The following is a 5,698-nucleotide window of genomic DNA, read 5'->3' as shown; positions in this document are numbered from 1 at the left end:
CCCCCCCCCCCCCCACAAGGGATCCGCCTTGCCATAGGCCTACATTTCCACCTGGGTTCCCAGCTCGATCACCCGGTTCAACGGCAGATTGAAGAAGCGCAGGTTGCCGTTGGCGTTCTTCAACATGAAGGCGAACAGCGATTCGCGCCAGCGGGCCATGCCTTCGAGCTTGGAGGCGATGACGGTCTCGCGGCTGAGGAAATACGTCGTGCGCATCGGGCTGAAATCCAGCTCATCCAGATGGCAGAGCTTGAGCGCCTGGGGCACGTCCGGTTCGTCGGTGAAGCCGAAATGCAGGATGACCCGGAAGAAGCCCTCGCCGTAGGCATCGACCTCGAAGCGCCGCTGCGACGGTACGCGGGGAATGTCCTCGTAGACCACGGTCAACAACACCACTTGCTCATGCAGCACCTGGTTGTGCAACAGGTTATGCAACAGTGCGTGGGGCACGGCATCCGAGCGCGCGGTCAGGAACACCGCGGTGCCCTGCACACGATGGGGTGGTTGCACGCGAATGCTGCTGATGAACACCGGCAACGGCAACGCACCTTCGTCCAGGCGCTCCACCAGCAGTTGTTTGCCGCGCTTCCAGGTAGTCATCAGCACGAACAAGGCGATACCGGCAATGACCGGGAATGCGCCGCCCTGGATGATCTTCGGCACGTTGGCAGCGAAATACAGCCCGTCCACCAGCAGGAAACCGAACAGTACCGGCACCGCTAGCAGTGGCGGCCATTTCCACAACAACAGGATCACGGCAGAGACCAGAATCGTGGTCATCAACATCGTACCGGTCACCGCCACGCCATAGGCCGAAGCCAGCGCACCGGACGATTCGAAACCCAGCACCAGCAACACCACGCCGACCATCAACGACCAGTTCACCGCACCGATATAGATCTGGCCCTGCTCGGCGCTGGAAGTGTGCTGGATGTACATGCGCGGGATATACCCGAGCTGGATCGCCTGGCGCGTCAGCGAGAACGCGCCGGAGATCACCGCCTGCGAGGCGATCACCGTAGCCAGGGTCGACAAGCCCACCAATGGCAGTAATGCCCAGCTCGGCGCCAGCAGATAGAACGGGTTGCGCGCCGCTTCCGGGTCGCCGAGCAGCAAGGCGCCCTGGCCGAAATAGTTGAGCATAAGGCCCGGCAGCACGAGGATAAACCAGGCGCGAGCGATCGGCCTGCGACCGAAATGCCCCATGTCGGCATACAGCGCTTCAGCCCCGGTAAGCGCCAGCACCACGGCACCGAGGATCGCCACGCCCATGCCCGGGTGGACGACAAAGAAACGCACGGCCCAGGCCGGGTTCACTGCATTTAATACTTCCGGATGCTGGCTGATGCCATACACGCCCAGAGCGCCGAGCACGAGGAACCAGGTCACCATGATCGGGCCGAACAGGATGCCGATCCGCGCAGTGCCGTGGCGCTGGATCAGGAACAACGCGACCAGCACCACCACCGAAAGCGGCACCACCCAGTGATCGATGCCTTCAAATGCCAGGCCGAGACCTTCCACCGCCGACAGCACCGAGATCGCCGGGGTGATCATGCTGTCGCCATAAAACAGCGCCGCACCGATCAGCCCGCAGACCACCAACAACGTGCGCAACCGCGCCCTGCCGGCCGCCGCCCGCCGCGCGAGGGCGGTCAGGGCCATGATCCCGCCCTCGCCCTGGTTATCGGCGCGCAGGACAAACATCATGTATTTGATCGACACGACCCAGATCAGCGACCAGAAAATCAGCGACAGAATCCCCAGCACCCCGTCATGGTTGACCGGCACGCCATAGCCGCCGGAAAACACTTCCTTGAGGGTGTATAACGGGCTTGTGCCGATATCGCCATATACCACGCCGACCGCCGCGACCAGCATGCTCAGCGGCTTCGTTGCCGAATGCCCGGCAGTCGCCGCCTGACTACTTGCATGACCCATCCAACACTCCTGATTCCCAGACCAGCCTTCTTTAAGGAAGCCGTACGCTTTGTGCCGCAGCATGCGCTGTTTTACGCTTTGTTACAGACGTTTTGTTGACTGTAGCAATCGCAAGAAGGCAAAGGCGCGAAGCATAGCGCAGCACTCGTCGTTTTTCCCTGCATAAAGCTGGTCAAGTGCGCCCGCCATGGATAGAATTGCGCACTTTTTGATCAGAGGCGCGTCAGGCGTCCTGTCTCGCACGAGACGATCCCCCTTATACCGAGGTTAGACATGTCCACCACTCCCGCGCCAGCCAACCCGAAGGTTGGCTTCGTATCCCTGGGTTGCCCGAAGGCTCTGGTCGACTCCGAGCGCATCCTGACCCAACTGCGCATGGAAGGTTATGACGTGGTGTCCACCTATCAGGACGCCGACGTGGTAGTGGTCAACACCTGTGGCTTCATCGATTCCGCCAAGGCCGAATCCCTCGAAGTGATCGGCGAAGCCATCAAGGAAAACGGCAAGGTCATCGTGACCGGCTGCATGGGCGTGGAAGAAGGCAACATCCGCAACGTGCACCCGAGCGTGTTGTCGGTGACCGGTCCGCAGCAGTACGAGCAAGTGGTCAACGCCGTGCACGAAGTCGTGCCGCCGCGCCAGGACCATAACCCGCTGATCGACCTGGTGCCGCCGCAAGGCATCAAGCTGACCCCGCGTCACTATGCCTACCTGAAGATTTCCGAAGGCTGCAACCACAGCTGCAGCTTCTGCATCATCCCGTCGATGCGCGGCAAACTGGTGAGCCGTCCGGTCGGTGATGTACTCGACGAGGCCCAGCGCCTGGTCAAGTCTGGCGTCAAGGAGCTGCTGGTGATCTCCCAGGACACCAGCGCCTACGGTGTCGACGTGAAATACCGCACCGGCTTCTGGAACGGCGCGCCGGTGAAAACCCGCATGACCGAGCTGTGCGAAGCCCTCAGCAGCCTCGGCGTCTGGGTCCGCCTGCATTACGTCTACCCGTATCCGCATGTCGACGAGCTGATCCCGCTGATGGCCGCCGGCAAGATCCTGCCGTACCTCGACATCCCGTTCCAGCACGCCAGCCCGAAAGTGCTCAAGGCGATGAAGCGTCCGGCGTTCGAAGACAAGACCCTGGCGCGCATCAAGAACTGGCGCGAAATCTGCCCGGACCTGATCATCCGCTCGACCTTCATCGTCGGCTTCCCCGGCGAAACCGAGGAAGACTTCCAATACCTGCTGAACTGGCTGACCGAAGCCCAGCTCGACCGCGTCGGCTGCTTCCAGTATTCGCCGGTCGAAGGCGCACCGGCCAACGACCTGGACCTGGACGTGGTCCCGGATGACGTCAAGCAGGACCGTTGGGAACGCTTCATGGCGCACCAGCAGGCGATCAGCTCGGCCCGTCTGCAGATGCGCATCGGCCGTGAAATCGAAGTGCTGGTGGACGAAGTCGACGAGCAAGGCGCCGTCGGCCGCTGCTTCTTCGACGCCCCGGAAATCGACGGCAACGTCTTCATCGACAACGGCAGCAACCTCAAGCCGGGCGACAAGGTCTGGTGCAAGGTCACCGACGCCGATGAGTATGATTTGTGGGCTGAGCAGATCGGTTGAGCAGGGCCTGGACTCAAGGGGTAATGCGGTTCACCCAGGGAAAATGCTGTACCCGTGGCGAGGGAGCTTGCTCCCGCTCGGCTGCGAAGCAGTCGTAAACCGGCGGGTGCGGTGTGCCTGACGCTCCGCATGCGACAGGTTTTGGGGCCGCTTCGCGACCCAGCGGGAGCAAGCTCCCTCGCCACGGGAATGTGAATTTTCCCGCTGCCCTGCACTTGAAAATCACGAAGCCCTGCTCTGTAACAAGATGCGGGGCTTTTTTACGGCTATCGTATGCAGACACAACATCTCCACCATAAGGAACAGGCGGACATGCGTCAGCATTCGGTCATCCACACACCGAAACCGAGCGACTACGAGGAATTGACCCGGGTCTGGGAAGCCTCGGTACGCGCCACCCACGACTTCTTGCCGGACAGCTACATCGAGCTGCTGAAGAACCTGGTACTCACCCGTTACCTGGACGCGGTAATGCTGATCTGTACCCGCGACAACCACCAACGCATCACCGGGTTTGCCGGTGTGGCGGCCGGCAAGATCGAGATGCTGTTCATCGACCCGCAACACCGTGGCCAAGGCCTGGGCAAACAACTGCTGCGCTATGCCATGGAGCACCTGAACGCCAACGAGCTGGACGTCAACGAACAGAACCCGCAAGCCCTGGGCTTTTATCTCAAGCAAGGCTTTGAAGTGGTCGGGCGTTCCGCACGGGATGGCATGAACCAGCCCTACCCGTTGCTGCACATGCGCTACAAACAAGCCGACCTGAAGGCCGGACGCGGCTAAAAGCTGCCTGAGGCAAATGGACCCGCGATTAACCGGCGCCAGACAGGTACAATGCCCACCCTCTTTTTGTTACGGCCCCGTCATGACTGACCCGATTCGTCTCTCCAAACGCCTCATCGAACTCGTCGGCTGCTCCCGTCGGGAGGCTGAGCTGTTCATCGAGGGCGGCTGGGTCACCGTGGACGGCGAAGTGATCGACGAGCCGCAGTTCAAGGTCACCGGCCAGAAGGTCGAACTCGACCCCGACGCCAAGGCCACTGCGCCGGAGCCCGTGACGATCCTGCTCAACGTCCCGGCGGGCATGGACGTCGACACCGCCATGGCAACCCTCGGACCAGAGACCCTGAGCGACGAACATCGCTTCGGCAAGCGCCCGTTAAAAGGCCACTTCCTGCGCCTGACCGCCAGTGCCGACTTGCAGGCCAATGCCAGCGGCCTGCTGGTGTTCACCCAGGACTGGAAGATCCTGCGCAAGCTCACGGCCGACGCTGCCAAGATCGAGCAGGAATACGTGGTCGAAGTCGAGGGTGAAATGGTCGCCCACGGTCTTAATCGCCTGAACCACGGCCTGACCTACAAGGGCAAGGAATTGCCTGCGGTCAAGGCCAGCTGGCAGAACGAAAACCGCCTGCGCTTCGCCATGAAGAACCCGCAACCGGGCGTCATTGCATTGTTTTGCCAGGCGGTCGGCCTGAAGGTCGTTGCTATCCGCCGCATCCGCATCGGCGGCGTGTCCATCGGCAAAGTGCCGTTGGGCCAATGGCGCTATCTGTCCGCCAAAGAAAAATTCTAGATACGACTTTACTGGCGCCACACCGAGCTGGGGCGCCCACAGCCGATTGATCAGGACCACACATGATTCACAACGACGTACTGCGCAGCGTGCGCTACATGCTCGACATCAGCGACAAGAAAGTCATCGAGATCATCAAGCTGGGCGGCCTGGATGTCTCCCTGGAAGACCTGACCGGCTACCTCAAGAAAGACGAGGAAGAAGGCTTCGTGTTCTGCCCGGACCTGGTCATGGCGCATTTTCTCGATGGCCTGGTGATCTTCAAGCGCGGCAAGGACGAAAGCCGTCCGCCGCAGCCGATCGAAGTACCGGTGACCAACAACATCATCCTGAAGAAACTGCGCGTGGCGTTCGAGCTGAAAGAGGACGACATGCACGCCATCCTCAAGGCCGCCGAGTTTCCGGTGTCGAAGCCGGAACTGAGCGCGCTGTTCCGCAAATTCGGCCACACCAACTATCGCCCGTGCGGCGACCAGTTGCTGCGCAATTTCCTCAAGGGCTTGACGCTGCGCGTACGCGGCTGACTTTCCAGACCTCCTGGGCCTTTGTGGGGGGGGGGGGGGG

5 protein-coding genes are annotated in these 5,698 nt (G+C 61.3%); 4 read left to right on the top strand and 1 reads right to left on the bottom strand.

From position 1 onward, the window contains the following. Positions 1-39: 39 nt before the first annotated feature. Positions 40-1,881: a potassium transporter Kup gene (locus ACE04F_RS08045; protein WP_486105728.1), complete on the bottom strand. Its 1,842-nt coding sequence runs from the start codon at positions 1,879-1,881 to the stop codon at positions 40-42. 333 nt (positions 1,882-2,214) lie between these two features. Between ACE04F_RS08045 and rimO the strand changes: the two genes are divergently transcribed. From rimO to ACE04F_RS08025, 4 genes are all read left to right on the top strand, one after another. Continuing rightward, on the top strand, positions 2,215-3,555 hold the full coding sequence (rimO, locus tag ACE04F_RS08040) for a 30S ribosomal protein S12 methylthiotransferase RimO (RefSeq protein ID WP_434672699.1): 1,341 nt from the start codon (positions 2,215-2,217) through the stop codon (positions 3,553-3,555). A 312-nt stretch (positions 3,556-3,867) separates the two neighbouring features. Beyond that, positions 3,868-4,341 carry a GNAT family N-acetyltransferase gene (locus ACE04F_RS08035; RefSeq protein WP_486105709.1) on the top strand — a complete coding sequence of 158 codons (474 nt, stop codon included), beginning with the start codon at positions 3,868-3,870 and terminating at the stop codon, positions 4,339-4,341. Between the two features lie 82 nt (positions 4,342-4,423). Continuing rightward, positions 4,424-5,134 carry an rRNA pseudouridine synthase gene (locus ACE04F_RS08030; RefSeq protein ID WP_486105708.1) on the top strand — a complete coding sequence of 237 codons (711 nt, stop codon included), beginning with the start codon at positions 4,424-4,426 and terminating at the stop codon, positions 5,132-5,134. A gap of 62 nt (positions 5,135-5,196) precedes the next feature. Beyond that, the gene (locus tag ACE04F_RS08025; protein WP_305499176.1) at positions 5,197-5,658 is read left to right on the top strand and encodes a YehS family protein; all 462 of its coding nucleotides are present in this window, start codon (positions 5,197-5,199) and stop codon (positions 5,656-5,658) included. The last annotated feature ends 40 nt before the right edge of the window (positions 5,659-5,698 follow it).

The organism is Pseudomonas sp. AGC41, from assembly GCF_057334555.1.
The sequence above is the reverse complement of the archived record's forward strand: the minus strand, read 5'-3'. Positions and strand labels throughout refer to the sequence as shown.

Excerpts from the sequence above, each read along its gene's own strand:
- ACE04F_RS08045 (WP_486105728.1), bottom strand. The coding sequence starts at position 1,881 with ATGCTGGTCGCGGCGGTCGGCGTGGTATATGGCGATATCGGCACAAGC.
- rimO (WP_434672699.1), top strand. The coding sequence starts at position 2,215 with ATGTCCACCACTCCCGCGCCAGCCAACCCGAAGGTTGGCTTCGTATCC.
- ACE04F_RS08035 (WP_486105709.1), top strand. The coding sequence starts at position 3,868 with ATGCGTCAGCATTCGGTCATCCACACACCGAAACCGAGCGACTACGAG.
- ACE04F_RS08030 (WP_486105708.1), top strand. The coding sequence starts at position 4,424 with ATGACTGACCCGATTCGTCTCTCCAAACGCCTCATCGAACTCGTCGGC.
- ACE04F_RS08025 (WP_305499176.1), top strand. The coding sequence starts at position 5,197 with ATGATTCACAACGACGTACTGCGCAGCGTGCGCTACATGCTCGACATC.